This window comes from Thermodesulfobium narugense DSM 14796, from assembly GCF_000212395.1.
Taxonomy (GTDB): Bacteria; Thermodesulfobiota; Thermodesulfobiia; order Thermodesulfobiales; family Thermodesulfobiaceae; genus Thermodesulfobium; species Thermodesulfobium narugense.
Genome location: NC_015499.1, coordinates 491,303 through 517,628, shown reverse-complemented (window position 1 = coordinate 517,628; position 26,326 = coordinate 491,303). Strand labels below are relative to the sequence as shown.

Genomic DNA, 26,326 nt, shown 5'->3' with positions numbered 1-26,326 from the left:
CCTCCTCTTCTATCGAGAGTAGAACTCGATAATTAGATTTTCTCTGATAGGCACATCAAGTTCTTCACGCTGAGGAAGTCTATCAAACTTGATCTCTAATTTGTCATAATCCACATAAATCCATGGGGCAGGAGTTCTCTCTTTGATAACCTCAACATATTCAGGACTAAAAAGTCCTTTACTATTTTCCCTTACAGAAATAACATCTCCTGGTTTAACACTATAAGAAGGGATGCTTACTCTACGAGAGTTAACGTTAAAGTGCCCATGAGAGATCATCTGTCTTGCCTCTTGACGACTTGAAGCGAAGCCTGATCTGTACAAAACGTTATCCAGTCTTCTTTCCAACAAAAAATAAAGGTTGTCTCCTGTAACACCACCCATTTTTTCAGCAAGTTCAACATATCTTCTAAACTGTCTTTCACCAATCAAACCATAAAAACGCTTCATCTTCTGTTTTTCCCTCAAACGCAACCCGTACTCTGAAGTCTTTGTTCTCGTGTTGATATGCATTCCTGGTGGAGTTGGACGCTTATCGAAAGAGCATTTTTCAGACAAGCATCTGTCGCCTTTTAGAAAAAGTTTCATGCCCTCTCTTCTACAAAGTCTACATACAGGGCCAGTATATCTGCTCATTATTGTTTTACCTCCTACACTCTTCTGCGTTTAGGTGGACGACACCCATTATGAGGAATAGGCGTAACATCCTTAATCATTTCAATTGAAAGGCCTGCTGCTAACAAGGAACGAATTGCAGTCTCTCTGCCTGGTCCAGGGCCCTTAACGTATACATCCACCTGTTTCATTCCATGATCCATTGCCTTTTTTGCAACTACTTCCGCAGCAAGCTGGGCAGCATAAGGTGTGCCTTTTTTAGTTCCCTTAAATCCCGCAGTTCCTCCACTGCCCCACGAAATCAAGGCGCCTTGCTTATCTGAAATTGCTATAATAGTATTATTGAAAGTTGAATGAATATGAGCTATTCCATACAATACGTTTTTCTTTTCTTTTTTCTTCACTCGGGTTTGTGTTTGAGATTTACCCTTTCTTGCCAACTCAATACCTCCTTAAAGTTAATTAAAAAATTTTTATTTCTTCTTTTTAGCACCAATCAAGCGCTTGGGTCCTTTTCTAGTTCTCGCATTTGTCCTTGTTCTCTGTCCTCTGACTGGAAGCCCTCTTCTGTGCCTTAGTCCTCTATAAGTACCAAGGTCAATTAATCTACGTATATTCTGAGCAACTTCTCTTCTTAGATCGCCTTCAACCTTATAATTTTTCTCTACTTCATCCCTTAATTTTATAATTTCATCTTCGGATAACTCTTTTATTCTCTTTTCAGGATCTACTCCGGTAGCATTAAGAATTTTAAAAGCCAGGGGCTTTCCTATACCATAAATATAAGTTAAAGCAACCCAGGCTTTCTTGTTCTCAGCTAGGTCTACTCCAGCAATTCTAGCCATCAACTAACCTCCTTATCCTTGTCGCTGTTTATGGCGAGGGTTTTCACAGATTACCCTTACTATCCCTTTACGCTTGATGATCTTACACTTTTCACATATTTTTTTTACTGATGCACGAACCTTCATATTGGCCCTCCTAATAGCAAAATTCTATTTCATTCTATAAATAATACGACCTCTCGTAAGATCGTAAGGTGATAACTCTACTTTAACGCGATCGCCAGGGACTATCTTGATAAAATTCATTCTCATTTTACCAGAAACATAAGCCAAAATTACATGGCCAGTCTCAAGTTCCACTCTAAACATTGCGTTTGGCAATGCTTCTAGTATCACTCCCTCGACTTCAATAGCCTCTTCTTTAGCCAGTTTCATCACCTCCCCATGAAGAGAGGATTACAGGTCCGTCCTTTGTTATAGCTACCATATGCTCAAAATGAGCTGAAAGGGATTTGTCCTTAGTAGTTACTGTCCAACCGTCCTTTGCCAAAGTTACCTCATAACTCCCTGCATTAATCATTGGCTCAATACAAATAGTCATACCTTCTAACAGCTTTGGCCCTTGACCATAGTTACCAAAATTTGGAACACAGGGTTCTTCGTGGACGTTCCTACCAATCCCATGACCTGAAAGCTCTCTAACAGGAGAAAATCCAAAAGCTTCAACAAATCTTTGGACAGCTGCACCAATATCCGAAACATGACCTCCAACAACAGCTTGATCAATTCCAGCATATAAAGATTTCTCTGTAACTTCTACAAGAAGCTTGGCATCAGATGAAATATTTCCTACAGGATAAGTCCTGGCACTATCTCCGCACCAACCATCCACTATAGAACCCACATCAATTTTTAAAATATCCCCTTCTTGGAGTATTCTTTTTTTGGAAGGGATACCGTGTACGACCTCATCATTTATTGAAGTACAAAGTATAGCAGGGAAAGGCTTTGCAGAAAAATTGGGTTTATAATTTTTAAAAGCGGGTATAGCCTTTTCCTTTTCAAAAAACATTTCTGCAAACTTCTCAAGTTCGTATGTAGAAATGCCAGGTTTAATTATTTCAGCAATTTCATACAAAAGCTTCCCTACCACACGGCCAGCCTTTTTCAAGGCCATTATTTCTTCATTTGATTTGATTGAAATCTTTCTATTTCTATTTAATAAGATGCTCATATTGTTTTGCCATCAACTGCGCCTGGATTTGTCTTATTGTGTCAAGCGCCACGCCTACCACAATAAGAAGAGCAGTTGCTCCTAAGCCCCTAAATGTTGTAACCTTTGTCAAAAGTTCTGATAGTGCAGGAATTAAAGCAATAAAGCCCAAAAACAAGCCTCCCAGAGTTGTAATTCTTGTCAAAACTCTGTCAAAGTACTCAGAAGTTGGCTTCCCAGGTCTAATTCCCGGAATAAAACCACCATATTTCTTCAAGTTGCTCGCCAGTTCAACAGGATTGTAAATAATTGCAGTGTAGAAAAAAGCAAAAAATATAATTAGGAAAAATTCAATAATATTGTACAAAACTGATTCAGGAGAAAAAAGAGCAGAAAGATAGATAGCAAGATTTTGTACAGATGGCACACCTCTTAAGAATCCAAAAATTGTGTTAGGAAGCATCAAAATTGATACTGCAAATATAATAGGCAAAACGCCAGCAGTATTAAGCCTTAATGGTAAATAAGAGGTTTGTCCACCATAAACTTTTCTGCCTACGACCTTTTTTGCATAGTGTATTGGAATCTTTCTTTCTGCCAACTGGATCCATACAATTGCAACAATAGCCAGACAAAAAATCGCAAACAAAGCTATAACTTGCAATATGTTTATATCTCCTATCATAAGAAGAGAAAATGTTTGTCCAAAATACATAGGCAATCTGGAAATAATGCCTATAAAAATTAAAAGCGATGCGCCATTTCCGATTCCTTTCTCTGTTATCAATTCACCCATCCACATTAGGAAAACAGAGCCAGCAGTTAAAACTATCACAGTGGTCACAATGTTGAAAAAGGTAAATACAGGAATTGCAGAAGAGAGAACGAAGCTCATAGCTACACCTTGAAGAGCAGCAAGTACAACAGTCAAATATCTTGTATATTGAGCTAAGGCCTTTCTGCCAGATTCACTCTCTTTCTGCATAGCTTGCATTCTCGGTACAATAGGAGTCAACAACTGAATGATAATTGAAGCGTTAATATATGGAGTGATGCCCATAGCAAAGATTGAAAACTTTGCAAGTGCACCACCAGCAAACAGATCAAGAAATCCCAATATACCTGTTTGTTCAATAATTCTCGAAATCATTTCGTGATTAACTCCGGGAACAGGAATATGGGTACCAAATCTAAACAAAACGATCATAAGTATTGTGAAAATTACCTTGTTTCGCAAATCCCCAAAGTTCATTGCTCCCATTAAACTGTCTATCACGATAACACCTCTACGGTTCCACCACATTTTTCAATTTTTTCTTTAGCAGAGGAACTAAATTTATGAGCCTTCACAGTCAATGGAATAGAAATTTCGCCATTGCCTAAAATTTTTATCAAAGCACCTTTTTTTACCCAGCCTTTATCTTCTAAAAATTCTGGAGTTACAATTGTACCTGGTTCTAACTTAGCAAGCCTTGAAACGTTTACAACGTCGTAAATTTTCTTGAATAATACGTTCTTAAACCCTTTCCACTTTGGAAGTCTTCTATAAATAGGAATTTGACCACCTTCAAAACCAGGCCTTACTCCGCCACCAGAACGTGAATTTTGACCGGCTTGCCCTCTTCCACATGTCCTACCATGCCCAGAACTCCTGCCTCTTCCTAGCCTTTTAGGCTCCTTTATAGCGCCAGCACTCGGTTTAAGGTTTGAGAGACTAATCATTACTAATCACTCCCTTCCTCATCTTTGAAAGGAGAATAGAGTTATTGATTTCTTGTAAACCTTTTATAGTAGCCAAGACAGTATTAAGAGCATTAGTAGAGCCAATTACCTTTGTCAAAACATCTTTATACCCGGCTAATTCAAGTATTGCACGAACAGTTGTACCAGCAATAATTCCAGTTCCAGGAACAGCAGGTCTTAATATTACACTGGAAGAACCAAATTTAGACTGAACAAAAACAGGTATAGTATCCCCTCTCATAGGGACATCTATAAGGTTTTTCTTTGCTTTTTCTACAGCCTTTCTAACTGCTGAAGGTACTTCTTGAGCCTTTCCGACTCCAACCCCAACTTTTCCTTCACCATTGCCTACTATTACAATTACTCTAAATCTTAATCTTTTACCACCAGCAACTACTCTGGCTACCCTTCTCACTTCAATAACACGCTCTTGAAGAGTAACATCTTCCAAAGGGTGTTGAGATTTATTTAGCATATTTTCCTCCTCATTAGAACTTTAATCCTGCTTCTCTTGCAGCTTCAGCAAGCATTGCAACGCGGCCATGATATTTATACCCTGCTCTATCAAAAACTACTTTATCTATTCCTTTCTCTAAAGCTCTTTTGGCAATAAGAGCACCAACCGCTTTTGATTTATCTTTCTTGCTGCCAGATAAAGAATTTCTGATCTCAGGGTCCAATGAAGATGCATGTGCAAGAGTTTTACCCTCTGTATCATCAATAATCTGTGCATAAATATGATTTAAACTCCTAAAAATAGACAATCTAGGTCTATCCTTAGTACCGAAAACCTTTTTTCTAGTTCTCTTTTGTCTTATTTTTCTGCCTTCTAATCTTGTTTTCTCTTTTATCACAATTAGCCTCCTCTACTTCTTAGTTCCAGCTTTTCCAGGTTTGAGATGCAAGACTTCACCTATATAACGGATACCCTTGCCTTTATAAGAATCAGGAGGAAGTGATTTACGTACGTTTGCAGCAATTTGACCTACAAGCTCCTTACTAATGCCCTTCACCCAGATCTTATTGTTTCCTTCAAGCTCAAATTTAATCTCTTGAGGAGGGACAAACTCCACCGGATGAGAGTGTCTCAACTGCATTACGAGCTTGTTACCCTGTAATTGTGCTCTATAACCAGTTCCTACTAATTCTAAGCCCTTCTTAAATCCCTCAGAAACGCCTGTAACCATATTTGCAATTAGAGTTCTAAAAAGCCCATGAAATGCCCTTGCTCTTTTAGAATCGCTTTTCCTTTCTACCTCAATCTTGTTATCAACGATCTTTACATCTATTTCTGGTGGTAAATTCTGGCTTAGTTCTCCTAAGGGTCCCTTTATCTTTATTAAATTTGTGTCTAATTCAACATTCACTCCTTTTGGGATCGCTATAGGTTTTTTCCCTATTCGAGACAAAATTAATCACCTACCTTATAAATAAATGAAACTAAAACTTTTAAACTCATAAATTATTCAATTTTTTACCAGACCATACACAGCAATTCTCCACCAATTCCTTCTTTTCTGGCCCTACGATCGCTCATTATGCCTTTAGGGGTCGAGAGAATTGCTAATCCAAAGCCACCTAAAACTCTTGGAATATCGTTTTTTCCTACATAAATTCTAAGTCCTGGTTTGCTAACTTTTTTTACATCTCTGATAACTCTTTTTCCGTTGATATATTTAAGTTTTACTTTTAAAATATCTTGTGGATTAGATTTAATTCTTTCGAAATCTTCAATAAAGTTTTCCTGCTTTAGGATTTGCAATATTGACTCTTTTTCCTTAGAAGCAGGAAGCGTAAAAACATCTTGTTTTGCATTATTAGCATTTTTTAACCTTATTAACATATCGGATATTGGATCAGTATGCATATAAACCTCCTTTACCAGCTCGCTTTCCTAAGACCAGGTATTACACCTTCATAAGCCATTTTTCTCAAACAAATCCTACACAAACCAAATTTACGATAATATGCATGCGGTCTCCCACACAAAAGGCAACGATTCTTTTGTCGCGAAGAATATTTTGGTGGCTTTTTCCATGTTTCTAGCAAACCTTTTCGTGCCAACTATTTCACTCCTTCTTTAAGGTAAACTTTTAATTCCAAAAAACCTTTAAAATCAGCTTTTTCTAAAAGGAAAACCAAGTGCACCCAGCAATTCTTTGGCTTCTTTATCAGTTTTTGCAGTTGTTACAATAGTAACGTTCATTCCTCTAACCTTATCAATCTTATCATATTCTATTTCAGGAAAAACAAGCTGTTCGCTTAAACCTATTGTTATATTCCCTCTTCCGTCAAAGTGATCATCAGAAAACCCTTTGAAATCTCTTATCCTTGGAAGAGCAATGTTAAAAAGTTTATCAAGAAAGTAGTACATTCTTTGCCCGCGTAAAGTCACCTTTAACCCAATAGGCATTCCCTGCCTAATTTTAAAGGCAGCAATAGATTTCTTTGCTCTTCTAATTATAGGTTTTTGACCACTAATCACTTTAAGATCTTCTGTGGCAGCATCTACTGCTTTAGCGTTTTGAACAGCTTCACCTAAACCAATATTAATAACTACCTTCACAGGCTTTGGCACTTCCATAACATTCTTATATGAAAATTTATCCTTTAAATAGGGTACTACTTTCGTATCATATAATTCTTTCAACCTTGCTTTCATAAAAACCTCCTAATCAAACACTTCATTACAATGCGAGCAGTAACGATGCTTATTGCCTTCAGAATCAATTTTATGTTTGACCCTTGTTGGTTTCTTACATTTAGGACAAATCAACATAACCTTGGAAACAAAAAGGGGAGCAGGAATTTTTTGGATACCACCACGCCCTTTTGCACTGGGTTTTGTGTGCCTTGTTACAATATTTGCTCCCTCTACAACTACCATCTTTTTATCTGGTATAGATTTGATAATTTTACCTTGTTTGCCTTTATCTTTGCCAGATATTATTAAAACGTTATCGCCCTTTATTACGCTCAATTTACTCTTTTCCACCAATTTGTTTTTCATAAAACCTCCGGAGCCAAAGATATAATTTTCATAAAGTTTTTGTCTCTTAGCTCTCTTGCTACAGGACCAAACACTCTAGTGCCTCGGGGATTTCCTTGGTTATCTATTATCACAGCAGCATTATCATCAAATCTTATTACAGAACCATCAGGTCTTTTAATCTCTTTATGAGTCCTCACAATAACAGCCTTAACAATATCAGACTTTTTAACCATACCATGAGGTTGAGCAACTTTTACCACACCAACTACTACATCTCCTACTCCAGCATATTTTCCCAAACTCTTTCCCATTATTCTTATAATCATAACCTTCTTGGCACCTGTATTATCAGCTACATTAAGTCTCGATTGAACGCAAAGCATCGTTATTTTCCTCCTTGCTCGAAACAATTTCAACGACACGCCAATGTTTTTCCTTACTAATTGGCCTACATTCCTCTATTACAACTGTATCTCCAACTTTGCAAGCATTAGTCTCATCGTGTGCTTTGAATTTAGCAAATACTTTAATGGTTTTCTTATAAAGTGGGTGTTTCTCATTTTCGATTACTTTTACTATTACAGTTTTGTCCATTTTATCTGAAATTACTTCACCTTTTAAACGTTTTTTCATTATCTGACACCTCTTTTCTTTTCGGCCAAGAGGGTTAAAATTCTTGCAATTCTTCTTTTTACGTCTTTTATTTTAGAAGTGCTAGTCAATTGTCTGGTTGCTTGTTGAAATCTAAAGTTAAACAACTCACGTCTTGCCTCTAAAAGTTTTTTCTCCAAAGTCTCAACATCCATAGAAGAGAGTTCTTTAATTTCTTCAGATTCTTTATAGCTCATGAGTTGTCACCACCTTTATCTGCCTCTATAATCTTAGTCCTTATAGATAATTTATATTGAGCTTGTTTAAGAGCTTCTTTAGCAACAGATGGTTCAACTCCTCCACCCACTTCAAACATAACTTTACCAGGATCTACTACAGCTACCCAAGTTTCAGGAGAACCTTTTCCTCCGCCCATCCTGACTTCTTCTGGTTTAGAGGTAACTGCCAACTGAGGAAATATTCTAATCCAAACCTTACCTACTTTTTTAAAGCTTCTAGCTAAAACCCTACGAGTTGCCTCAATTTGGTTAGCAGTGATAAAACCACCTTCTAAAGCAACCAAACCATAATCACCGTGCAACAATGTTTTGCCTCTTTTAGCCACTCTTCTAGGGTGAAAAAGATGAGGTTTTCTCCATTTTGTCCTTTTAGGCATCATCATGGCCAATTTCTCCTTCCTCTAAGGGCAAATTCTCATGTTTTACACTTGCAGGAACAGGTATTATAGGCGAGGCAAATTTTGCGTGTTCAGCAAAATCGTTAACATAAAGCCATACCTTAACTCCAATTATGCCATATATGGTGTGCGCCTCAGCAAAACCGTAATCTATATCAGCCCTTAGCGTCTGAAGGGGCACTCTTCCTTCTCTAAGCCACTCACTTCTTGCCACTTCAGCTCCGCCTAATCTACCGCCTACCATTATCTTTATTCCTTTGGCACCAGAACGCCTTGCTCTAAAAATAGCCTGTTTCATTGCCCTTCGAAAAGTTACACGCTTTTCTATTTGTGAAGCTACATTCTCAGCAATTAGCTGTGCATCAAGATCTGGTACTGGAATATCCTCCACGTCTACTTCTATGTTAGACTTGAATTCGTCAACAAGCTTTTTTCTCAATATTTCTCTGCCCTGTCCTCCACGACCAATTACCATACCTGGTCTTGCTGTTCTTACTATTACCTTTATTTTTTCTTGACCCTTAGAGCCTCTTCTCTCAATCAATACTTTAGAAACAAAGGCAGAGCTAAGCTCTTTTTTTATAAATTGTCTTATTTTAAAATCTTGTACAAGATCAGGACCAAAATTAGATTTTGGGGCAAACCAATGTGTAATATGATCCTTTGTTATTCCAACTCTTAACCCATTTGGATGTACCTTTTGACCCACTTATTGTTTGCCTCCTTTTTGTTTAGATTCAGCAGTAGCTACTACTACAGTAATATGTGAGGTTCTTTTCAATATTGGAAAAGCACGCCCATATGCTCTTGGGGTAAATCTTTTCATGCTTGGCCCTTTATCAGCAAAAGCTTTAGAAACTATTAAATCTTTCCTATCCAGATTGAAATTATTCTCTGCATTTGCTACAGCGGATTTTGTAACCTTATAAAGAATACGTGCAGCTTTATGAGGCATAACACTCAAACTATTCAAAGCAACGTCAACTTGCTTGCCAGGAAGCAGATGAATAATTTCTTGTACCTTCTTTGGTGATATTCGAACATATTTTGATACAGCTCGAACTTCCATAATTTCCTCCTATACCTAAATATCAAGAACGTTCTGCTGCACTATGACCAGGATGACCTTTAAAAGTTCTTGTTGGGACAAATTCTCCCAAACGATGACCAACCATAGCCTCAGTCAGATAAATCGGAACGTGTTTCTTTCCATTATGAACTGCAAAAGTATGACCAACCATTTCTGGAATAATAACAGAAGCTCTTGACCACACTTTTATAACCTTTTTTTCTCCTGTTCTGTTCATCTCATCCACTTTCTTCAAAAGCTTTGGGTGGACATAAGGACCTTTTTTACTTGAACGTCCCATAACTATCCTCTCCTTATATAAAACATTATTTATTTCTCCTGCGAAGGATATATTTGTCTGATGGTTTATGTCTTTTTCTTGTCTTATGGCCCAAAGTTGGCTTGCCCCATGGAGTTAATGGACCTGGATGCCCAATAGGAGCCTTGCCTTCTCCACCACCATGTGGGTGATCTACTGGGTTCATTGCCGATCCTCTATTATGAGGTCTTCTTCCTAACCATCTTTTTCTTCCTGCTTTGCCAATAGAAACGTTTTCATGATCCAAATTACCAACTTGTCCAATAGTAGCTTTACAATTGCTATTGACAAATCTTACTTCACCCGAAGGCATCCTTAAGCTAACTAGATTACCTTCTTTAGACATAATTTGTGCACCTGCTCCTGCAGAACGAACTAGCTGAGCGCCTTTCCCGGGATAAATTTCCACATTATGAACAATAGTACCAAGTGGGATATATTTCAGCGGAAGACAAGATCCTACTGTTATATCTGCTTCAGGACCAGAAAGCACAGTTTGTCCTACTTTTAGACCCTCAGGAGATATAATATATCTCTTTTCACCATCTTTATAACTCAGAAGAGCAATCCTTGCACTTCTGTTCGGATCGTATTCTATAGAAACTACCTTTGCCTCTATTCCATCTTTATCTCTTTTAAAATCGATCTGCCTATACAAACGTTTATGACCGCCACCACGGAACCTTGATGTAATTCTTCCAAAATTATTTCTCCCTCCGGTTTTGGTCAAACCCTTTATAAGCGATTTCTCTGGTCTATCTTTTGATAGGTCATCAAAAGAAGAAACAGTCATGAATCTTCTGCTTGCTGTATATGGTTTATAACTCTTAACAGGCATATTCCTTAACCTCCCTATTGAACGCCTTCAAAGATCTCAATCTTATTTCCCGGCATCAAAGTTATTATGGCTTTCTTAAAAGAAGAGGTTAAACCGACATTTCTTCCCATTCTTTTAGGTTTACCCTTGACGTTAATTATTTTAAGATCCTTTACCTTAACCTTGAAAATTTCTTCTATAGACATCTTAATAGACGTTTTATTAGCATCTTTACTAACAATAAAAGTATATTGATTGTATTTTCCAGCCAAATCCGTGCTCTTTTCGGTAACAACAGGCTTAATTACATAGCGATATGGGTCAAACATCTCTTATCACCTCCAGGTCTCTAGGCACTCTAAAGCCTCGGGAGTCAAAATTACTCTTTGAGACCAAAGAATGTCGGCTACCTTTAAATTATTGACGTCAACTATTTTAAAATTAGGGAGGTTTGCAAAAGCGCGCATAACGTTTTCGAAGTAATCGTCTATAACTATTAAACTTTTACAATTTTCTCCAGGAAGTTTTTTTACAAAATTAGAAGCAAACTTCGCTTTTGGTTCAATATTTGAAAGATTCTCCACTACAATAAATCTATCTTGATCAATAAGATTTTTAAGTGCAATGTTTCTGGAAAGCTTTATAACTTTTTTAGGCAGGGAAAAACTATATTTTCTGGGTTTTGGCCCAAATGTAATTCCGCCCTTTCTCCATATCGGAGATCGAATTGATCCATGTCTGGCTCTACCGGTATGTTTTTGTGCATAAGGTTTTTTCCCTCCGCCTCTTACCTCTCCGCGCGTCTTGGTGCAAGCGCTGCCAGATCTCATTCCTGCCAATTCTCTTACAACCTGCATATAAACAACGTGCGAATTGTCTTTAATACCAGTTAAATTGGATTCAATTTCTTTAACTTTATTTCCCTCTAAATCATATACAGAAATCATGCATTTCCTCCTTTGTACAGAATAACAAAGGAGTTTTTGTGTCCAGGAATAGAGCCTTTAAGAATTACCAGATAGTCTTCAGGCATAAGATCAACTACTGATATGTTCTTAACAGTTCTTTTAACATTGCCCATATGACCTGGCATTTTCTTTCCTTTTATTATCTTGCTCATTCCTGTCCCTACTCCTGTTGAACCGATTTTCCTAATGTTCTTCGAACCGTGGCTCATTGGCCCTCTTTGGAACTTCCACCTTTTGATAGTACCAGCAGTACCGAAACCTCTTGTAATTCCTGTAACGTTAATGCTGTCACCAACTGAAAACATAGATATATCTAAGGTATCTCCAACATTCAAATTGCTGTTCTGGAATTCTACAATCTTTTTATGAGGTTTTATAGAAGCTTTTTTAAAAAGTCCAAGCTCAGGTTTATTTATTTTTCTTTCAGAGCACTCTTGAAAAGCTACTCTAATTGCCTCATATCCATCCTTTTCAATCGTTCTTTTGTCAGCAACGGTTCCCTTTATAGCCTGCACAACTGTCACCGGTATTACGCCTGATGGTGTAATATAACTCGTCATGCCTATTTTCTTTCCAACTAAACCCATAAACATCTTACCCATTGCGAGTTTTCCTCCTCTCTTACACCTTAACCTCTATATCAACTCCTGCGGGTAGATCTAGGTCTCTTAAAGCGTCCATAGTCCTAGGTGTAGGATCAACTATATCGATTAGTCTTTTGTGAGTTAAAATTTCGAAGTGTTCTTGTGAATCCTTGTCTATATGAGGAGATCTAATCACACAAAACAGCTCGCGCCTTGTAGGAAGCGGAATTGGACCATGCACTACAGCTCCTGTTCTTTGAACAGTATCAACAATCCTTTTTACCGACTGGTCCAACGTTCTGTGATCGTATGACTTTATCTTAACTCTAATTTTTTGACGCATTATCATCACCAACTATTCGAGTGTCTTAGTGACAACGCCAGCACCTACAGTTCTGCCGCCTTCACGTATTGCAAAACGAAGTCCTTCTTCAATTGCTACTGGAGATATAAGCTCTACAAGCATGTTTATGTTGTCTCCAGGCATTACCATCTCTACGCCTTCTGGAAGTTTTATTGTACCTGTTACGTCTGTGGTTCTGAAGTAGAACTGTGGACGATATCCGTTGAAGAATGGGGTATGACGTCCGCCTTCTTCCTTTTTAAGGACGTATACCTCTGCGTTAAACTTTGTGAAGGGCTTGATTGAACCTGGCTTTGCAAGGACTTGTCCCCTTTCTACCTCGTCCTTGTCAATACCTCTTAGAAGACACCCTACATTGTCTCCTGCTATGCCTTCGTCTAATATCTTTCTAAACATCTCTACAGATGTACAGACTGTCTTTTTTGGTTGCATGGAAAATCCTACTATCTCTACTTCATCTCCTGGCTTTATGCGGCCTCTTTCAATACGGCCTGTTACTACTGTTCCTCTACCTGTGATTGTGAAGACGTCTTCAATTGCCATGATGAATGGCTTATCTATGTCTCTTTGTGGGTCTGGGATGTAGGAGTCTAGAGCATCTGCAAGCTCCCATATCTTGTCTACCCATTCATTTTGTCCTCTTTGAAGAGAGCTGTTTGCTTGAAGGGCTTCAATAGCTTTTAGTGCAGAACCTCTTATTATAGGTATTTCGTCTCCAGGAAATTCATAAGAAGAGAGAAGGTCTCTTGTTTCCATCTCTACTAGATCAAGGAGTTCAGGGTCATCTACCATATCAATCTTGTTCATAAAGACTATAATAGATGGCACTCCTACCTGTCTTGCAAGAAGAATATGTTCTCTTGTCTGAGGCATTGGCCCATCGTTTGCTGCTACTACAAGAACTGCTCCGTCCATCTGGGCTGCACCAGTAATCATGTTCTTGATGTAGTCCACGTGTCCTGGGCAGTCTACGTGTGCATAGTGTCTCTTTTCTGTTTCATACTCAACGTGAGCAATGTTAATCGTAATGCCTCTTGCCTTTTCCTCAGGAGCAGAGTCAATATCCTCATATCTCTTTGCCTGAGCCTTTCCTGCAGCAGCAAGAGTCATTGTAAGAGCTGCAGTCAAAGTAGTTTTTCCATGATCAATATGACCAATGGTACCAACGTTAAGGTGTGTCTTTGTTCGGTCAAATTTCGCTTTTGCCATTTCTTTACCCTCCAAAAACTTTTTTTATTAATTTTTATTTAAGTAATTTGAAACTCCACACATTAAAAAACTTAAAAACTATCCCTTTTTTGATGCAATAATTGCTTCGGCTACGTTCTTGGGAACCTCTTCGTAGTGATCGAATTCCATAGTATATGTTCCTCTACCCTGGGTCTTGGATCTCAAATCAGTTGCATAGCCAAACATTTCAGAAAGAGGTACAAGTGCGTTGATAATATGTACGCCATTTCTAGTAGTCATACCGTCAATCCTACCTCTTCGAGAATTAATATCTCCAAGAACTTCACCAAGATAATCATCTGGAACTACAATTTCAATGCTCATAATTGGCTCAAGCAAAACTGGTTTTGCTTTTGACATAGCTTCTTTAAATGCCATTGAACCAGCAATCTTGAATGCCATTTCAGAAGAGTCTACATCGTGATATGAACCATCAAAAATTGTAACCTTGAAATCTACAACAGGATATCCCGCCAAGACTCCAGATTGCATAGCTTCTCTTATTCCAGCCTCTACCGCAGGAATGTATTCCTTTGGAATCGCTCCGCCAACAATCTTGTTCTCACATACAAATTCAGAACCCTGCTCAGTAGGAGTTAGTTCTATCCAAACATGCCCATATTGACCTCTACCGCCAGACTGACGTATAAATTTTCCTTCAGCTTTGACGGGCTGCCTAATAGTTTCCCTATAAGAAACTTGCGGTTTTCCAATCTTTGCTTCTACTTTGAATTCTCTTAAGAGCCTATCGATAATTATTTCAAGGTGTAATTCTCCCATTCCCTGAATAATAGTTTGACCCGTCTCATGATCAATGCTCACCCTAAAGGTAGGATCTTCTTCGGATAACTTTTGGAGAGCTACGGAAAGCTTTTCTTGATCTGCTTTAGTCTTGGGCTCTATAGCTACCGATATAACAGGTTCTGGTACATGAATTGATTCCAAAATTATTGGCTTATCTTCTTGGGCAAGTGTATCACCGGTAACAGTATCCCTAAGACCCACTACCGCACAAAGGTCTCCAGCATAAACTGCAGGTATCTCTTCTCGATGGTTCGCGTGCATCTGAAGAAGCCTTGCGACCCTTTCTTTAGACCTTTTGTTAACATTGTAAATGTAAGAACCTGCTTTTATTTCGCCAGAGTATACCCTTATATATGTTAACCTGCCAACATACGGATCCGACACAATCTTGAAAGCAAGAGCTGCTATTGGCTCATCTTCCGATGGAAGTCTTATTTCGGTTTCTTCAGTTTTTGGATTGATTCCCTTGACAGGAGGTATATCACTTGGAGATGGCAAGTAGTCAACTACAGCATCCATAAGCTGCTGAATGCCTTTATTCTTAAACGCAGTTCCACATAAAACTGGTATAAGCTTATTTTCAATTGTAGATTTTCTGATACCAGTTTTAATCTCCTCAAGGGAAATCTCTTCACCGTTCATATATTTGTCCAGAAGAGCCTCGTCGTTTTCCACAACGTGTTCAACAAGTTTTTCTCTACAATCTTCTACTATTTTTTTGTATTCATCAGGCACATCGGAAACTTCATAATCTCTTCCACTTTTATCTCCAATCCACATATATGCCTTTCTTTCAATTATATCTATTACTCCTAAGAAATTATCCTCTGCTCCCATCGGAACTTGAATAGGAACCACTGGAGCCCTAAGCTTTTCTCTCATGTCAGCTACCACTCTGAAAAAATCCGCTCCTACCCTATCCATCTTGTTTACAAATACGATTCTTGGGACTTCATATCTAGTAGCTTGTCTCCATACAGTTTCAGATTGGGGTTGAACGCCCTCAACAGCAGACAGTACAACTACGACTCCGTCTAATACTCTTAGTGAACGTTCTACTTCGATGGTAAAGTCCACGTGGCCTGGAGTGTCAATAATATTAATTCTACAACCCTTCCATTCCACAGTAGTTACTGCCGAAGTTATCGTTATTCCTCTTTCTCTCTCCTGGGGCATCCAGTCCATAGTTGCAGTACCTTCATGAACTTCACCAACCTTGTGGATTCTGCCAGAATAAAACAGAATCCTTTCAGTTGTAGTAGTTTTGCCCGCATCTATATGCGCTGCAATACCAATATTTCTTAATTGTTCAATAGAAAAACCTCGTTTCATAAACACTCCATCCTTAATTTGTTAATTTATTACCACCTATAATGTGCAAAAGCCCTGTTTGCTTCTGCCATCTTATGCATATCTTCTCTCTTTTTAATACCTGTACCGGTACCTCTATATCCGTCTATAATCTCTTGAGCAAGATTTTCCTTCATAGACTTACCTGTTCTTGCTCTTGCAGCATCCACAATCCATCTAATTGCAAGAGCCAAACCTCTTCTCGGTTCTACTTCAATAGGTATTTGATATACAGCACCGCCAACACGCCTTGGTCGTACCTCTAAGATCGGGGTAATATTTTGTATTGCTTTTTCTAAAACCTGTACTCCAGGTTCTCCAATAGTTTTTTCTACTATATCAAGTGCTCCATACATTATACTTTCCGCTTTGCTCTTTTTCCCATCCCACATTATTTTATTAATAATTTTAGTTACAACTGTACTACCGGTAACAGGATCGGGCATAACTTGCCTAACTTTTACTCCTCCACGTCTAGGCATAACTTTTTATCTCCTTTTTAGCTTATTTCTTAGGTTTTTTAGAGCCATATTTTGAACGGCCCTGAGCTCTATTTTGAACACCGGCTGCATCTAAAGCCCCTCTTACAATATGGTAACGAACACCAGGAAGATCTTTTACACGACCTCCCCTTACCAAAACAACGGAATGTTCTTGTAAATTATGTCCAATACCAGGTATGTAAGCCGTTACTTCGTAACCATTAGTAAGTTTTACACGTGCGACCTTTCTTAGTGCAGAGTTAGGTTTTTTTGGCGTGGTAGTGTAAACCCTTGTACAAACCCCTCTTCTTTGAGGACAAGATTGCAAAGCTGGTGATTTTGATTTTTTAACTAGTTTTTCTCGTTCATATCGAACTAATTGATTAATTGTGGGCATACTATAGTCCCTCTTTTAGAGGTTCACCTCCTAATAAAAAATTTTTAAATTATAGACAAAATGCTATCATACCAATAAATAAAATATCTGTCAAATACTTAATCATTTGTAAAAGATAATTTTATCTTAATCTTTTAATTCTACTTTTAATTTTTAAAATTGAACATAGCCTGTTTTTTTTATTTCAAGAAAACTATTATCCAATCTCCTAAGAACTATCTTCCTTTCCTGAGTTATTTCTCCTATTATCTTTACATTATTATTAATCAGCGATTTTTCTAAAAAAGTAGACAAATCTAAAAAGCCATCTCTTCTTACAACTGCTACAAGTCCAAAATCTTCCCCCCCATTAAACACAAAATCAAGATAATCTCTATTTGTAATTTCTGCAATAGCCTTTAGTTTTTCGTCAAAAAGCTCTTCTTCAAAAAGAATAGCTCCAAAGCCGTTCTTAATAACCAAATTTTCAATACAACTAGCTAGACCGTCAGAATTATCCATCATTACGCGAACTAATTTTGAGTGTGCTAAAATACGTCCTGCAACAACCTGAGGATAAGGGTAAAGAAAAACTTTTGCCTGTTCATCAAAGCCGTCAAGCTTATTTTTAATTACCTCCAATCCTGCTCCAGAATAACCAAGGGGTCCTACAGAAACAATAAGGTCCCTATCTTCTATCTTTCCCTCTCTCTTTATTGCAACAGATTTCTCAACATAACCTATCAATGTAATAGATATAATTGTTTTATCAGATTTAATTGTATCTCCACCAGCTAGATTAGTATCAAATTGTTCAGCAAGATAGTTCAAACCTCTATATATATCTTTCACATAACCAAAATCTCTTTCGGGGTTTATGCCAAGAGATACAAAATAAAATTTCGGTATAGCTCCCATTGCTGCAATATCAGATAAATTTGCACACATAGATCTGTATCCAATAGCAAAAGGATCAGTATCAGCAAAAAAGTGAGAGCCTTCTACCAAAATATCTGTGGTAACAGCTATGTCGAATTCCTCATGGGGAGAAATTATTGCAGCATCATCTCCAATGCCTACTTTGAGATCGTCTACTGTTTTTCCTAGCTTTATACTATCTATAAAGCCAAATTCTCCAAGCTCTTTTATCTTTAGCATTTGTTAACTTCTACATCTAAATATTCAGAGACAATCTTCATTGCACAATACTTGCCACACATACTACAACCCTGTTCCTCAGATGATTTTCTGCTGTTATAAATCTTAGAAGACTTTTCTGGATCTACAGAAAGTTCAATTTGCTGTTTCCAATCAAGAGCTTTCCTTGCCTTAGCCATTTTTATATCCCAGTCAAGAGACCCTTTGACCCCTTTCGCAATGTCAGCTGCGTGCGCAGCTATTTTTGATGCAATCACTCCTTCCTTTACGTCTTCTAAGGTTGGCAAACCAAGGTGTTCTGCAGGAGTTACATAACACAAAAAGTCAGCTCCATACATACCTGCAATTGCCCCACCAATTGCTGAAGTTATGTGATCGTAACCTGGAGCAACGTCAGTTACTAAAGGCCCTAGTACATAAAATGGAGCTCCCTGGCACAGGGACTTCTGGATCTTTATATTGGTTTCTATTTGGTCAATTGGAACATGACCAGGTCCTTCTACCATTACTTGAACCCCATTGTCAAGAGCTGTTTTTGTTAGCTCTCCCAAAGTTATCAATTCTTCAATCTGACACCTGTCGGTTGCGTCTGCAAGGGCTCCCGGTCTCATTCCATCTCCCAAAGAAAGCGTCATGTCATATTTCTTTGCAATTTCCAATAATCTATCATAATTTTCATAAAGAGGATTTTCTCTGTCATTGTGTAAAATCCAAGCGGTTAAAAATGACCCGCCTCTACTTACTATATCTGCTATCCTTTTTTGTTTTTTTAACCTCTCAATAGAAGACCTGGTAACGCCGACGTGAACTGTTATAAAATCGACTCCTTGCTCGCCTTGTTTTTCTATAACTTCAAAAATGTCATCAACTTTCATCTTTACAATTGCACCATATTTCTCAAGAGCATTAACAGCAACTTCATATATAGGCACAGTACCAAATGGCACTCTGCACTTTGCCAAAAGTCTTTCTCTAATTTTTGTCAGATCGCCACCAGTTGAAAGATCCATTACCGCATCTGCACCACTTTTAATAGCAACTTCTAGTTTTGCAAGTTCTTCATCTATATTTGGATAATCACTTGAAGTTCCTATATTAGCATTTATTTTTGTTTTTAAACCTTTTCCAATTCCTCTATAAGACATAGACTTGTGATTTATGTTTGCAGGAATACAAACTGTTCCTAAAATAAGTTGTTCCATAATATATTCAACGCTTAAGCCTTCATACTCTGACACGCATTTTATAGCATCAGTAGCAATACCTTTTATAGCAAACTCCCTCTGGGTCATCTAATTTTCCTCCTCACTCGAAATGTGAATTAATCTTTTTATCTCTTCAATTCTATCCTTAGCATGCCAAAAACCGCTTCCCACACAAATTCCATCAGCACCAGCATTAAAAACTTCTTTAGCATTTTTTGAGTTTATACCGCCAATAGCATATATGAAAGTCGTAGTTAAAGCTCTTATTTTTTTTAAGAATTCTATACCGTTTAATTGACAATCTGGTTTAGTAGTAGAAGGATATATAGCGCCAACACCAATATAGTCTACTCCAGCTATCTGAGATAGTCTAAGATCTTCAACGTTATGAACTGTAGCTCCCACTACATTATTTCTCATTAAATCTCTCACAACATCAAATGGCAATTCGTCCTCTCCAACATGAACGCCGTAAGACTTTAATGCAAGTGCTACTTCAACTTTATCGTTAATTATCAGCTTTAGATGCGGAAAAAACTCAATTATCTTAAGTCCTAGTTCGTAGAGCTTTTTGGTAGAAAATTTTTTTGCTCTTAGTTGAACTATTCTCACATTATTATCTAAGAGAATTTTTAAACCGTCAAAAAGGTCCGATTCACTTTCTACTAGACCTACATCTGCTAATATATAGATTTTTTCAAGATCTTTATTAGATAATAGCCTCTTTTCTACTTCATAAAACCTAAATCTTATATTCATTATGCGATCGCTAATTGAAGTATCAATATATCTTGTAAACTCTTCTAAAACCCTCAGGCTTTCCTTAGTCCTTGATAAATTGGCTCTTAAAACTTGATCTATTCGAGTATAGGAGTTATGTAAATTATTTTTTCCTATATCAGAATTTACATCTCTTGCACCAACTATGTCAAAATCCAAAATTTTTGATATTTCGTGTCTGATATCTCTAATTGCAGAAGCATTAATTGAGTCATTTCTTATAAATCTTAAATAATCTTCAACAACCCTTAAACCTTCAATACACCTATTGCGATTAGCATCTATAACCCTATCAATCTCAGTTTTAAAAAACATTTTCCTTACCTCTCTAAATATTTAATAAAATAAAAAACTCCCGACCTTGGGAGTTATTAATTTCTCTCCCTTCGTCGGTATTACCCGATTCAGGTTCAGCGGGTCAGGCATATAGCCTTTCTCAGCCCTTTCGAGCTCCCCGGGAAAATTTATTCAGTTAAACAAAACTCATTTTTTTATAACTAAAATATATTTTAAACAAATTATAAGAAAAATACAAATTACAAACTCTAGACAAACTCATAAAAGTTTTATATTCGAACATATAGAAATATATATATAAAAAAGGGAACTGATTCTCTCAGTTCCCTTTAACTTTAAAACTTTTAGTAAATTAAAATAAGTTATACTTCCGGCAATGCACAGCGACCAAAAATGTTCATCTCACAACCCTTTGTAGCTTCTGCCATATGATTAATATAATTAAGTTTGTATTGTACAAGTTCTTTAATGTGTTCAATAACTTGTTTCCCTTCTTCTGATTTAAACAAATGAGCATATCTTCCCTGAGTCTTCAAAAATTCTTCCAAGGGCTTAAGTTCTCTTGGCTTAAAGGTAACATTCCATTGACCATTGTCTACTTCATAAAGTGGCCAAAAGCCTGTTTCTACTGCAAGTTTTGCAATGTTTACTGTCTCTGAGGCAGGAAATCTCCAACCCCTTGGGCAAGGCGCAAGTACTGTAATAAAACTTGGTCCATCATAAGAAAGAGCCTTTTGTACTTTTCTCATAAAATCATTCCAGTGCGACAAAGAAGCCTGAGCAGCATACGCAATATCATGAGCAGCCATTATAGCTACTATATCTTTCCTTAAGCTTGCACGCACGTTACCAGGTCTTACCTTTCCTACATGACAGGTTGTTGTCCAAGCTCCCAATGGAGTAGCGCCTGACCTTTGAATTCCTGTGTTCATGTATGCTTGGTTGTCCATGCAAATATAAAGCATTCTGTGTCCTCTTTCCATAGCACCAGAAAGCGCCTGAAAGCCTATATCATATGTTCCACCATCGCCACCAAAGGCTATAAAGTTGATTGGTTCCGTAACCTTACCTCTTTTAGAAAGCGCTTTATAAGCTGCTTCCATACCTGAGGTAATAGCAGCAGCGTTTTCAAAAGCATTATGATACCAGTTTACGTTCCAAGACGTATATGGGAAAATACAAGATGAAACTTCAAAGCAACCTGTAGCCTCACCAACGACAACTGGTTCATTTGACGCTAATATAGCTTGTTTTATTATCATGGGTTCAGGACAACCAGCACAAACTCTATGTCCTGAAGTTATTGGCAACTCTTTGCTTGGTAATTCAGTTAACTTTAAGGCCATATAATTATCCCTCCTTTATCCTTTCACGCCTATATACTGTCTCAAATCTTTTACCTCTCCTTTATTAACTTTAGCCACTATATCCTCAAAAATACTTTTCATATCTTTGATTTTTACGTCTCTTCCGCCCAAACCAATTACATAGTTGGCCATTAGAGGCATCTTCTTTTTATTTGCACAAGCACCAGACAATTCTGAAAAAATAGGTGCACATGCTGCTCCATAGGCATCTGCCCTTTCTACAACAGCTAAACCTTTCAAATTAGAAATAGCCTCATATAATTCATCAGCGGGAAATGGTCTAAAGAGTCTAAGTCTTATAACACCTGCTTTAATCCCCTTAGATCTCAGTTCATCAGCTGCAAGCATTGCAACGCCCGTTATTGATGACATAGCCAATATAGCATACTCGGCATCTTCCATCTTATAAGTTTCCATAATAGCAGGAACATTTCTTCCAAACTTCTTGTTATACTCTTCATGAATTTCTACAATTACCTTTTTTGAATTTTGGATAACCTCCTGAAGTTTTCTTCTTGCCTCCATATAGTAATCTGGCAAAAAGTAAGCACCCACACTTACTGGATATTTCAAATCCAAAAGCGAATAAGGTGGATTAAACTCTCCAACAAAGTCTTTTACCTCTTGATCATCTAAAAGTTCTATCCTTTCAGTGTTATGAGAAATGTTAAAAGCATCAAGACCTACAATAACTGGCAGGTAAACATTTGGATTTTCAGCAATTCTTGTTGCTATAATAGTTGAATCGTATGCCTCTTGGCCGTTGAAACAATAAAGATGAATCCAGCCAGCATCTCTTGAACCCATAGTATCGCTGTGATCGCCGTGAATGTTAATAGGAGCAGAAAGTGCTCTATTGACATCTACCATTACGATTGGATGTCTATTTCCTGCTGCTATATATAAAATTTCATGCATAAGAGCAAGACCCTGTGAAGATGTACAAGTCATTGTTCTAGCTCCAGCAGCCGACGCTCCACAACATGCTGAAAGTGCTGAATGTTCTGATTCTACAGGAACAAATTCAGTATGAACAATACCGTCAGCCACAAATTCTCCAAACTTTTCAACTATCAAAGTCTGAGGCGTAATAGGATAGACTGCAACTACATCTGGATCAATTTGTCTCATTGCTTCTGCTACTGCATAATCTCCAGTTAAACCAACACTTTTTCTCGCCATATGACCCTCCATTATCTCAAAAATGGCTTTTCAGTATTTTCAAAATCAGATCCTAATACCATTTCAATAGCATTTACAGGACAAACCTTACTACAAACTCCACAACCCTTACAGTGCACAGGATCAAATCCAAGCATCTCATATTTATTGTTCTTTTTTTCGACAACAATTGACATATCTGGACAAAAGAGCCAACAAGTCATGCAATTTGTACATTTCTCCTTATTTACTGTAGGATGTTGAACTCTCCAGGTGCCTGTTTTCAAACACTCAGAGTTAGCACCCCCTACTAAAGTATTTCCAAGGGGCATCTCTTCCCAAACTAACTTCTCTTCACATGGCACTTCAATTCTCTTTATATCTTTGTTCATCCCTGCTTCACCTCCTCATATGCTCTTCTAATAGCATTAACGTTGGCATCAATAATTTCTTGCTTGAACTTACCGCTAAAGCTTCTTATCATTTCATTCACAACATCTTCAAAATTGAGTATTCCTGTCGCCTTAACCAGTGCACCTGCCATAGTGGTATTGGTTATAGGCCTCTTTAATGTTTCCAAAGCTATCTTTGTTGCATCAACCGTAAAAACTTTTATCCCGGGAGGAATTTTTAACTCTTCCCTAAGCTGCTTAGGATCACCAGGATAATTGACTATTAAATATCCGTCACTCTTAAGACCGTTTAAAAAGTTTACCTGGGAAAATAAAGTAGGATCGAGAACTACCACAGCATCTGGTTCCTCTATTTGGGAATAATTTTTTATTGGCATATCAGAAATTTTAGTATACGCTACAATGGGAGCTCCTTCTCTTTCGGCTCCAAATTCAGGAAAGGATTGAAAATATTTATTAACGCTTAGTGCAGCTGATGCCAGAAATTGAGAGGCTGTCCATGCCCCCTGTCCTCCTCTTGCATGCCAACGAATTTCCCAATAACTTTTCATTATCAGACCTCCTTTTATATGTGAAAACAATTTAAAAAACTAAGCTAAATACTTAAGAATAACCTATAAACATTATAAATGTATTGTATTCAATTTTTTAAAAAAACAAGTATACCAAATGTTTTGAAATGTCAGAATAAATCAAATATTTAAATTAAATTAATAACCAAACGCTCACAAAAAGTTGAAGAAATATTAACTATTAAAAGTTTCCTTGTAGATCAACATTAATTCTTTGTCAAAAAGAGGTCTTGATAATTCTGAAACTTTACTTTTAATTTTCGGCAAGATAATATTTATCTGTTCGTCATTCAGTTGAATGCCAAATTCTTCAAATTTATTTTTCACTGCTTTAGGACCAGAATGTTTACCAATTACTAGTTGCTCTACCAACCCAAGATCTTGAGCTGAAAAAGCTGAAATCTTTTTGCCCATCTTTCTAGCATCCAATGAAATTCCAGATTCAGTACTAAAAAGCTTCTTGCCAATTATGGGTCTAAAATCAGGTATTTCGACGCCAGATTTCTTACTTACATAATTTGACAAAGAAATCATCTTTTTGAAGTCGAATCCCAGGTCTACTCCCCATAGAAACTTCAGCGCCGCAATAACTTCTTCCAAAGATGCGTTTCCAGCCATTTTTCCCAATCCTAAGACAGTAACGCTTGCAAATTCGCTGCCTGACGCAACACCAACAAGGGTATTTGCCGTAGCCATACCAAAGTCGTTATGCATGTGGACTTCTAAAGGTATACCTACTCTTTCAGACAAATAAGTTACCGTTTCATAAACTTTAAACGGGTCCATTACGCTCGAAGTGTCACAAATTCTAAGCCTATCAGAGCCGGATTCCTTTGCCATAAGAGCAAATCTTACCAAAAAATTTCTTGGAGCCCTCCCCGCATCTTCCATGTGAGTAGAAACATAAAGACCATGTTTTTTTGCATAATTTATTGCTTTATCAGTTAATTTTAGAGCCTCATCAAACTCTAACCCCAGTTTAAAGTGAAGGTGAATAGGAGAGATTGGACAGGAAATTCCAACAGAATCCACACCTGCTTTCAAAGACGTGTCAATATCAGACAAAACAGGTCTATTCCAGGACATTATCCTTGATTTCAAACCAAGTTTAGCAATAGCCGAAACGGCTTCAAACTCCTCCCCCATCATAGCAGGTATTCCCGCTTCAATTTGATAAACGCCTAAATCACTTAATTCTTTGGCAATTTTAACTTTATCCTGTTTATTGAAAATAACCCCCGCTGTTTGTTCCCCATCTCTCAAAGTCGAATCAACAATTTTGATGTTGTTTAAGATAGCTTCACTAGGACTTAAAGCATGAAAAAACACTTTATATTAGAACGCCCTTTTTAGATTTGTAGGACAACTTAACAGGAGCGCCTTTCTTTAATATTGATTCCTCTGCAGCCTCAAGAATTTCAAGAATTCTTAAACCCTGCATACCCTCAGTTATAGGATCCTTTTTGTATATAATTGACTCGATGAAAGACCTACACTCGTTTTTCAACGGTTCACTTTGTTCAAAGTCGACTATCTTCTCTCCACCAGAATTTAAAAACGGTTTACCATTAATGATTTTAGCTCCTTTATTGTAGAGAATCAGTTTATGAGGAGCCCTGTCATCAAATATAGCCATTTTCTTAGTCCCTATAACTACTGTTTGTTGAATTTTTCGAGGATGCAACCAAGAAACAAAAATATTTCCAAAAATATCTTTAAATTCAAGTGTTACATGGGCAATGTCTACCCTATCTTCGCTCAAAAAACTGTGTCCTGTACTAGATACTACAATATCCCCTTCAAGTCCAAGCAAGTAGAAGAATATCGACAAGTCATGCGGAGCCAAATTCCACAAAACTGACTCATCAAAAGAAACCTTTCCCAAATTCAATCTGCTCGAATGGATATAGTGTATATCTCCAAGCTCGCCTTCCATAACTAATCGGTGAAGAGTTTGAACGGCAGGATGATATAAAAGGACGTGACCTACCAACAATCTCAAATCCTTAGCTCTAGCTAACTCAACTAACTCCTCGCCTTCCTTTGCATTCAAAGCCATTGGTTTCTCTACAAAGACATGTTTTCCACTATTAAGAGCTTTTTTCGCCAATGAATAATGAAAAGACGAAGGGGTAGAGATCACAACAGCATCTATATCCTTAGAAGAAAATATTTCATCTGGATTTGTCACACAGTTTACACCTTTATACTGACTCTCTACTTTTATCAGCTTTTCGGGATCCAGATCACACACACTATGGAGATAACCTAATTCGAAAAAATTTCTAATTAAGTTTATACCCCAATCTCCTGCACCAATTACAGCAACATTTACACTCGTTTTAATTTCACCTCTCCAAACTATTATAGAATA

At 37.4% G+C, this 26,326-nt stretch carries 40 protein-coding genes and 1 riboswitch; all 40 genes read right to left on the bottom strand.

The genetic code is table 11. The annotated features are described in order from the left end of the window. Positions 1-9: 9 nt before the first annotated feature. Positions 10-636 (bottom strand): 30S ribosomal protein S4, encoded by a 627-nt coding sequence (gene rpsD, locus THENA_RS02670; protein WP_013755897.1) that lies wholly within the window; start codon positions 634-636, stop codon positions 10-12. Between the two features lie 14 nt (positions 637-650). Continuing rightward, positions 651-1,055: a 30S ribosomal protein S11 gene (rpsK, locus tag THENA_RS02665; RefSeq protein ID WP_013755896.1), complete on the bottom strand. Its 405-nt coding sequence runs from the start codon at positions 1,053-1,055 to the stop codon at positions 651-653. A 33-nt stretch (positions 1,056-1,088) separates the two neighbouring features. Further along, a complete protein-coding gene (gene rpsM, locus THENA_RS02660; protein ID WP_013755895.1) occupies positions 1,089-1,460 on the bottom strand; it encodes a 30S ribosomal protein S13 in 372 nt (123 codons plus the stop codon). 12 nt (positions 1,461-1,472) lie between these two features. Beyond that, entirely contained in the window at positions 1,473-1,586 is a 114-nt protein-coding gene (gene rpmJ, locus THENA_RS02655; protein ID WP_013755894.1) for a 50S ribosomal protein L36, read from the bottom strand. Positions 1,587-1,610: 24 nt separating this feature from the next. Next, on the bottom strand, positions 1,611-1,829 hold the full coding sequence (gene infA, locus THENA_RS02650) for a translation initiation factor IF-1 (RefSeq protein ID WP_041438279.1): 219 nt from the start codon (positions 1,827-1,829) through the stop codon (positions 1,611-1,613). Beyond that, entirely contained in the window at positions 1,822-2,634 is an 813-nt protein-coding gene (gene map, locus THENA_RS02645; protein WP_013755892.1) for a type I methionyl aminopeptidase, read from the bottom strand. The genes infA and map overlap by 8 nt, the downstream gene beginning before the upstream one ends. Next, a complete protein-coding gene (secY, locus tag THENA_RS02640) occupies positions 2,615-3,889 on the bottom strand; it encodes a preprotein translocase subunit SecY (protein ID WP_013755891.1) in 1,275 nt (424 codons plus the stop codon). Before secY ends, map begins: the two co-directional genes overlap by 20 nt. Continuing rightward, positions 3,886-4,332: a 50S ribosomal protein L15 gene (gene rplO, locus THENA_RS02635; protein WP_041438277.1), complete on the bottom strand. Its 447-nt coding sequence runs from the start codon at positions 4,330-4,332 to the stop codon at positions 3,886-3,888. The genes secY and rplO overlap by 4 nt, the downstream gene beginning before the upstream one ends. Continuing rightward, positions 4,328-4,831, bottom strand: a complete 504-nt coding sequence (gene rpsE / locus THENA_RS02630; protein ID WP_013755889.1) for a 30S ribosomal protein S5 — start codon at positions 4,829-4,831, stop codon at positions 4,328-4,330. The genes rplO and rpsE overlap by 5 nt, the downstream gene beginning before the upstream one ends. Positions 4,832-4,844: 13 nt before the next feature. Further along, positions 4,845-5,210, bottom strand: coding sequence for a 50S ribosomal protein L18 (rplR, locus tag THENA_RS02625; RefSeq protein ID WP_013755888.1), 366 nt, complete (start codon positions 5,208-5,210; stop codon positions 4,845-4,847). Between the two features lie 12 nt (positions 5,211-5,222). Further along, on the bottom strand, positions 5,223-5,765 hold the full coding sequence (rplF, locus tag THENA_RS02620) for a 50S ribosomal protein L6 (protein ID WP_013755887.1): 543 nt from the start codon (positions 5,763-5,765) through the stop codon (positions 5,223-5,225). Positions 5,766-5,830: 65 nt separating this feature from the next. Next, the gene (rpsH, locus tag THENA_RS02615) at positions 5,831-6,223 is read right to left on the bottom strand and encodes a 30S ribosomal protein S8 (RefSeq protein ID WP_013755886.1); all 393 of its coding nucleotides are present in this window, start codon (positions 6,221-6,223) and stop codon (positions 5,831-5,833) included. A gap of 11 nt (positions 6,224-6,234) precedes the next feature. Further along, a complete protein-coding gene (locus THENA_RS02610) occupies positions 6,235-6,420 on the bottom strand; it encodes a type Z 30S ribosomal protein S14 (RefSeq protein ID WP_013755885.1) in 186 nt (61 codons plus the stop codon). A 52-nt stretch (positions 6,421-6,472) separates the two neighbouring features. After that, positions 6,473-7,018, bottom strand: coding sequence for a 50S ribosomal protein L5 (rplE, locus tag THENA_RS02605; RefSeq protein WP_013755884.1), 546 nt, complete (start codon positions 7,016-7,018; stop codon positions 6,473-6,475). Between the two features lie 9 nt (positions 7,019-7,027). Then, positions 7,028-7,336 (bottom strand): 50S ribosomal protein L24, encoded by a 309-nt coding sequence (rplX, locus tag THENA_RS02600; protein WP_052296094.1) that lies wholly within the window; start codon positions 7,334-7,336, stop codon positions 7,028-7,030. A 26-nt stretch (positions 7,337-7,362) separates the two neighbouring features. Next, positions 7,363-7,731, bottom strand: a complete 369-nt coding sequence (gene rplN, locus THENA_RS02595; RefSeq protein WP_013755882.1) for a 50S ribosomal protein L14 — start codon at positions 7,729-7,731, stop codon at positions 7,363-7,365. Beyond that, positions 7,706-7,981 carry a 30S ribosomal protein S17 gene (rpsQ, locus tag THENA_RS02590; protein WP_013755881.1) on the bottom strand — a complete coding sequence of 92 codons (276 nt, stop codon included), beginning with the start codon at positions 7,979-7,981 and terminating at the stop codon, positions 7,706-7,708. The genes rplN and rpsQ overlap by 26 nt, the downstream gene beginning before the upstream one ends. Beyond that, entirely contained in the window at positions 7,981-8,196 is a 216-nt protein-coding gene (rpmC, locus tag THENA_RS02585) for a 50S ribosomal protein L29 (RefSeq protein ID WP_013755880.1), read from the bottom strand. Before rpmC ends, rpsQ begins: the two co-directional genes overlap by 1 nt. Continuing rightward, positions 8,193-8,621, bottom strand: coding sequence for a 50S ribosomal protein L16 (rplP, locus tag THENA_RS02580; RefSeq protein ID WP_013755879.1), 429 nt, complete (start codon positions 8,619-8,621; stop codon positions 8,193-8,195). The genes rpmC and rplP overlap by 4 nt, the downstream gene beginning before the upstream one ends. Beyond that, positions 8,608-9,345 (bottom strand): 30S ribosomal protein S3, encoded by a 738-nt coding sequence (gene rpsC, locus THENA_RS02575; RefSeq protein ID WP_013755878.1) that lies wholly within the window; start codon positions 9,343-9,345, stop codon positions 8,608-8,610. The genes rplP and rpsC overlap by 14 nt, the downstream gene beginning before the upstream one ends. Next, positions 9,346-9,705, bottom strand: a complete 360-nt coding sequence (gene rplV / locus THENA_RS02570; protein ID WP_013755877.1) for a 50S ribosomal protein L22 — start codon at positions 9,703-9,705, stop codon at positions 9,346-9,348. Between the two features lie 22 nt (positions 9,706-9,727). Beyond that, entirely contained in the window at positions 9,728-10,006 is a 279-nt protein-coding gene (rpsS, locus tag THENA_RS02565) for a 30S ribosomal protein S19 (RefSeq protein WP_013755876.1), read from the bottom strand. Between the two features lie 25 nt (positions 10,007-10,031). Then, the gene (gene rplB, locus THENA_RS02560; RefSeq protein WP_013755875.1) at positions 10,032-10,862 is read right to left on the bottom strand and encodes a 50S ribosomal protein L2; all 831 of its coding nucleotides are present in this window, start codon (positions 10,860-10,862) and stop codon (positions 10,032-10,034) included. 14 nt (positions 10,863-10,876) lie between these two features. Next, positions 10,877-11,170, bottom strand: coding sequence for a 50S ribosomal protein L23 (gene rplW / locus THENA_RS02555; protein WP_013755874.1), 294 nt, complete (start codon positions 11,168-11,170; stop codon positions 10,877-10,879). A gap of 6 nt (positions 11,171-11,176) precedes the next feature. Then, complete coding sequence (gene rplD, locus THENA_RS02550) at positions 11,177-11,788, bottom strand: 50S ribosomal protein L4 (RefSeq protein ID WP_013755873.1); 612 nt, start codon at positions 11,786-11,788, stop codon at positions 11,177-11,179. Then, positions 11,785-12,411, bottom strand: coding sequence for a 50S ribosomal protein L3 (gene rplC, locus THENA_RS02545; protein ID WP_013755872.1), 627 nt, complete (start codon positions 12,409-12,411; stop codon positions 11,785-11,787). Before rplC ends, rplD begins: the two co-directional genes overlap by 4 nt. A 19-nt stretch (positions 12,412-12,430) precedes the next feature. Continuing rightward, positions 12,431-12,739, bottom strand: coding sequence for a 30S ribosomal protein S10 (rpsJ, locus tag THENA_RS02540; RefSeq protein ID WP_108310286.1), 309 nt, complete (start codon positions 12,737-12,739; stop codon positions 12,431-12,433). Positions 12,740-12,748: 9 nt separating this feature from the next. Beyond that, positions 12,749-13,966 carry an elongation factor Tu gene (tuf, locus tag THENA_RS02535; RefSeq protein ID WP_013755870.1) on the bottom strand — a complete coding sequence of 406 codons (1,218 nt, stop codon included), beginning with the start codon at positions 13,964-13,966 and terminating at the stop codon, positions 12,749-12,751. Positions 13,967-14,044: 78 nt separating this feature from the next. Further along, the gene (gene fusA, locus THENA_RS02530) at positions 14,045-16,123 is read right to left on the bottom strand and encodes an elongation factor G (RefSeq protein WP_013755869.1); all 2,079 of its coding nucleotides are present in this window, start codon (positions 16,121-16,123) and stop codon (positions 14,045-14,047) included. A 29-nt stretch (positions 16,124-16,152) separates the two neighbouring features. Continuing rightward, positions 16,153-16,623: a 30S ribosomal protein S7 gene (gene rpsG, locus THENA_RS02525; protein WP_013755868.1), complete on the bottom strand. Its 471-nt coding sequence runs from the start codon at positions 16,621-16,623 to the stop codon at positions 16,153-16,155. A gap of 22 nt (positions 16,624-16,645) precedes the next feature. Next, positions 16,646-17,020 (bottom strand): 30S ribosomal protein S12, encoded by a 375-nt coding sequence (gene rpsL / locus THENA_RS02520; RefSeq protein ID WP_013755867.1) that lies wholly within the window; start codon positions 17,018-17,020, stop codon positions 16,646-16,648. Positions 17,021-17,173: 153 nt separating this feature from the next. Then, positions 17,174-18,157 (bottom strand): thiamine-phosphate kinase, encoded by a 984-nt coding sequence (gene thiL, locus THENA_RS02515; RefSeq protein WP_013755866.1) that lies wholly within the window; start codon positions 18,155-18,157, stop codon positions 17,174-17,176. Continuing rightward, positions 18,151-19,449 carry a phosphomethylpyrimidine synthase ThiC gene (gene thiC / locus THENA_RS02510; RefSeq protein WP_013755865.1) on the bottom strand — a complete coding sequence of 433 codons (1,299 nt, stop codon included), beginning with the start codon at positions 19,447-19,449 and terminating at the stop codon, positions 18,151-18,153. Before thiC ends, thiL begins: the two co-directional genes overlap by 7 nt. Next, positions 19,450-20,457 (bottom strand): thiamine phosphate synthase, encoded by a 1,008-nt coding sequence (thiE, locus tag THENA_RS02505; protein WP_013755864.1) that lies wholly within the window; start codon positions 20,455-20,457, stop codon positions 19,450-19,452. It abuts the gene before it with no gap. A gap of 48 nt (positions 20,458-20,505) precedes the next feature. Beyond that, positions 20,506-20,609: riboswitch (TPP riboswitch) on the bottom strand. A gap of 192 nt (positions 20,610-20,801) precedes the next feature. Next, entirely contained in the window at positions 20,802-21,785 is a 984-nt protein-coding gene (locus THENA_RS02500) for a thiamine pyrophosphate-dependent enzyme (protein ID WP_013755863.1), read from the bottom strand. A gap of 15 nt (positions 21,786-21,800) precedes the next feature. Beyond that, complete coding sequence (locus THENA_RS02495) at positions 21,801-22,988, bottom strand: transketolase C-terminal domain-containing protein (protein ID WP_013755862.1); 1,188 nt, start codon at positions 22,986-22,988, stop codon at positions 21,801-21,803. Positions 22,989-22,999: 11 nt separating this feature from the next. Then, on the bottom strand, positions 23,000-23,359 hold the full coding sequence (locus THENA_RS02490; protein ID WP_013755861.1) for a 4Fe-4S binding protein: 360 nt from the start codon (positions 23,357-23,359) through the stop codon (positions 23,000-23,002). Next, complete coding sequence (locus THENA_RS02485; protein WP_013755860.1) at positions 23,356-23,931, bottom strand: 2-oxoacid:acceptor oxidoreductase family protein; 576 nt, start codon at positions 23,929-23,931, stop codon at positions 23,356-23,358. Before THENA_RS02485 ends, THENA_RS02490 begins: the two co-directional genes overlap by 4 nt. A gap of 195 nt (positions 23,932-24,126) precedes the next feature. Continuing rightward, on the bottom strand, positions 24,127-25,281 hold the full coding sequence (locus tag THENA_RS02480) for a homocitrate synthase/isopropylmalate synthase family protein (RefSeq protein ID WP_013755859.1): 1,155 nt from the start codon (positions 25,279-25,281) through the stop codon (positions 24,127-24,129). Position 25,282: 1 nt separating this feature from the next. Beyond that, entirely contained in the window at positions 25,283-26,299 is a 1,017-nt protein-coding gene (locus THENA_RS02475; protein ID WP_041437910.1) for a Gfo/Idh/MocA family protein, read from the bottom strand. Between the last annotated feature and the right edge of the window lie 27 nt (positions 26,300-26,326).

Coding starts and splice junctions, on each gene's coding strand:
- rpsD (WP_013755897.1), bottom strand. CDS start 636: ATGAGCAGATATACTGGCCCTGTATGTAGACTTTGTAGAAGAGAGGGC.
- rpsM (WP_013755895.1), bottom strand. CDS start 1,460: ATGGCTAGAATTGCTGGAGTAGACCTAGCTGAGAACAAGAAAGCCTGG.
- rpmJ (WP_013755894.1), bottom strand. CDS start 1,586: ATGAAGGTTCGTGCATCAGTAAAAAAAATATGTGAAAAGTGTAAGATC.
- map (WP_013755892.1), bottom strand. CDS start 2,634: ATGAGCATCTTATTAAATAGAAATAGAAAGATTTCAATCAAATCAAAT.
- rpsE (WP_013755889.1), bottom strand. CDS start 4,831: ATGCTAAATAAATCTCAACACCCTTTGGAAGATGTTACTCTTCAAGAG.
- rpsH (WP_013755886.1), bottom strand. CDS start 6,223: ATGCATACTGATCCAATATCCGATATGTTAATAAGGTTAAAAAATGCT.
- rplE (WP_013755884.1), bottom strand. CDS start 7,018: ATGAAAGCAAGGTTGAAAGAATTATATGATACGAAAGTAGTACCCTAT.
- rplN (WP_013755882.1), bottom strand. CDS start 7,731: ATGCTTTGCGTTCAATCGAGACTTAATGTAGCTGATAATACAGGTGCC.
- rpsQ (WP_013755881.1), bottom strand. CDS start 7,981: ATGAAAAAACGTTTAAAAGGTGAAGTAATTTCAGATAAAATGGACAAA.
- rpmC (WP_013755880.1), bottom strand. CDS start 8,196: ATGAGCTATAAAGAATCTGAAGAAATTAAAGAACTCTCTTCTATGGAT.
- rplP (WP_013755879.1), bottom strand. CDS start 8,621: ATGATGATGCCTAAAAGGACAAAATGGAGAAAACCTCATCTTTTTCAC.
- rplV (WP_013755877.1), bottom strand. CDS start 9,705: ATGGAAGTTCGAGCTGTATCAAAATATGTTCGAATATCACCAAAGAAG.
- rpsS (WP_013755876.1), bottom strand. CDS start 10,006: ATGGGACGTTCAAGTAAAAAAGGTCCTTATGTCCACCCAAAGCTTTTG.
- rplB (WP_013755875.1), bottom strand. CDS start 10,862: ATGCCTGTTAAGAGTTATAAACCATATACAGCAAGCAGAAGATTCATG.
- rplW (WP_013755874.1), bottom strand. CDS start 11,170: ATGTTTGACCCATATCGCTATGTAATTAAGCCTGTTGTTACCGAAAAG.
- rplD (WP_013755873.1), bottom strand. CDS start 11,788: ATGATTTCTGTATATGATTTAGAGGGAAATAAAGTTAAAGAAATTGAA.
- rplC (WP_013755872.1), bottom strand. CDS start 12,411: ATGGGTAAGATGTTTATGGGTTTAGTTGGAAAGAAAATAGGCATGACG.
- tuf (WP_013755870.1), bottom strand. CDS start 13,966: ATGGCAAAAGCGAAATTTGACCGAACAAAGACACACCTTAACGTTGGT.
- fusA (WP_013755869.1), bottom strand. CDS start 16,123: ATGAAACGAGGTTTTTCTATTGAACAATTAAGAAATATTGGTATTGCA.
- rpsG (WP_013755868.1), bottom strand. CDS start 16,623: ATGCCTAGACGTGGAGGAGTAAAAGTTAGGCAAGTTATGCCCGATCCT.
- rpsL (WP_013755867.1), bottom strand. CDS start 17,020: ATGCCCACAATTAATCAATTAGTTCGATATGAACGAGAAAAACTAGTT.
- thiL (WP_013755866.1), bottom strand. CDS start 18,157: ATGCTAAAGATAAAAGAGCTTGGAGAATTTGGCTTTATAGATAGTATA.
- thiC (WP_013755865.1), bottom strand. CDS start 19,449: ATGACCCAGAGGGAGTTTGCTATAAAAGGTATTGCTACTGATGCTATA.
- thiE (WP_013755864.1), bottom strand. CDS start 20,457: ATGTTTTTTAAAACTGAGATTGATAGGGTTATAGATGCTAATCGCAAT.
- THENA_RS02500 (WP_013755863.1), bottom strand. CDS start 21,785: ATGGCCTTAAAGTTAACTGAATTACCAAGCAAAGAGTTGCCAATAACT.
- THENA_RS02495 (WP_013755862.1), bottom strand. CDS start 22,988: ATGGCGAGAAAAAGTGTTGGTTTAACTGGAGATTATGCAGTAGCAGAA.
- THENA_RS02490 (WP_013755861.1), bottom strand. CDS start 23,359: ATGAACAAAGATATAAAGAGAATTGAAGTGCCATGTGAAGAGAAGTTA.
- THENA_RS02485 (WP_013755860.1), bottom strand. CDS start 23,931: ATGAAAAGTTATTGGGAAATTCGTTGGCATGCAAGAGGAGGACAGGGG.